This is a genomic window from Amycolatopsis sp. NPDC051061 (assembly GCF_040682935.1).
Lineage (GTDB): Bacteria > Actinomycetota > Actinomycetes > Mycobacteriales > Pseudonocardiaceae > Amycolatopsis.
The window spans coordinates 1-1898 of the sequence record NZ_JBFBBZ010000137.1 but is presented as its reverse complement, the minus strand read 5'-3'; the positions used below and the strand labels follow the sequence as shown (position 1 = coordinate 1898).

Below are 1898 nucleotides of genomic sequence, written 5' to 3'. Positions count from 1 at the left end.
ATAAAGAATGGGAAGCAGAGCTAACTAGAATAAAAAGCGAACTTTCACTCGTTGAAGAGACAGACCCTGGTCATTTACTTGATTCAGCTGAAAGTCTTCTGACAATTACCGAAAAAATGCTATCCATTTCTCAACAAGTTGAAAAACTATATGTTTATGCTTCTATGAAAAATGATCAAGATACCAGAGAGGCTAAATATCAGGAGTATCAATCAAAAGCAACAGCCCTCTATGTGAAATTCGGAGAGGTCTATGCCTTCTATGAACCTGAATTTTTGAAAATTTCAAAAGAAGTTTATAACAAATGGTTGGGGGAGCTTCAAAAATTAAAAAACTATGACCATATGTTTGAGCGCCTTTTTGCAAAAAAAGCGCATATTCTTAGTCAAAAAGAGGAAAAGTTATTGGCTGCGGCTGGTGAAATTTTTGAAAGTCCTTCAGAAACTTTTGAAATTTTTGATAATGCGGATATTAAGTTACCTATGGTCAAAAATGAATCTGATGAGATGATTCAACTCACGCATGGAAATTACTCTTCCTTAATGGAAAGTAAGAATAGGGGAGTACGAAAAGCAGCCTACAAAGCACTTTATAGTAATTATGAACAATATCAGCATACTTATGCAAAGACCTTACAGACTAATGTAAAAGTCCATAATCTTAAAGCCCAAATCCGCTCTTATGATTCAGCCCGTCAAGCTACTCTGGCTAATAATTTTGTTCCAGAAAAAGTTTACGATGTTTTGATGGAGGCCATTCATCAACATTTGCCACTTTTACATCGTTATATTGAACTACGCAAGAAAATTTTAGGAATTACTGATTTAAAGATGTATGATATCTATACTCCATTATCTAATTTAGATTATAAATTTAACTATGAAGATGGAGTGAAAAAAGCAGAAGAAGTTTTAGCGATATTTGGTAAAGAATATAAAGGAAAAGTTAAAGCAGCTTTTGAACAAAGATGGATTGATGTCGAAGAAAATATCGGAAAACGTTCGGGTGCTTATTCAGGTGGATCTTATGATACCAATGCTTTTATGCTTCTAAATTGGCAAGAAACGTTAGATGATCTTTTTACTTTAGTTCATGAAATGGGGCACTCAATGCATAGTGCTTTCACGCGTGAAAACCAACCATATGTTTATGGGGATTATCCAATCTTTTTAGCTGAAATTGCCTCAACTACAAATGAAAATATTTTAACTGAAACTTTATTAAAGGAAAGTAAAGATGATAAGGAGCGCTTCGCCCTTTTGAACCACTGGCTTGATAGTTTCCGTGGAACTGTTTTCCGTCAGAGTCAATTTGCCGAATTTGAACAAAAAATTCATGAAGCAGATGCTGCCGGTGAAGTTTTAACAAGTGAATACTTAAACTCACTTTATGGCGAAATAAATGAAAAATACTATAATTTAGCAGTCAAAGAAAATCCAGAAATTCAGTATGAATGGGCTAGAATTCCGCATTTTTATTATAATTTCTATGTTTTTCAATACGCAACAGGTTTTGCTGCGGCAACTTTCTTAGCTGAAAAAGTTGTTCATGGTTCAACTGAGGATCGTCAAAAATATCTTGAATATTTGAAGGCAGGTTCCTCAGCTTATCCTTTAGAAGTAATTGCCAAAGCTGGAGTTGATATGGAATCTACCGATTATTTAGATGCTGCCTTTGAGCTTTTTGAAAATCGATTGAGTGAATTAGAAAAATTAGTTGAAAAAGGAGTCCATCTTTAAAAATGGTTGAAACATATAAACGTACAAGTAACCCCATGATGAATCGACCAGTTGTCAAAGCAGAGTTAGTAGAATGGATGCGTTCAAGTCAAACACAAATAACCGGAGAACTTGCTTCATTAGCTTCTGTACCAGTTTTAACCCGACTTTTTCCCCTTG

1 protein-coding gene is annotated in these 1898 nt (G+C 34.6%); it reads left to right on the top strand.

Translation table 11 applies throughout. From position 1 onward, the window contains the following. Nucleotides 1–1739, top strand: a 1739-nt coding sequence (gene pepF / locus AB0N03_RS52205; protein WP_364388967.1) for an oligoendopeptidase F, incomplete at its 5' end; no start/stop codon positions are given. Between the last annotated feature and the right edge of the window lie 159 nt (nt 1740–1898).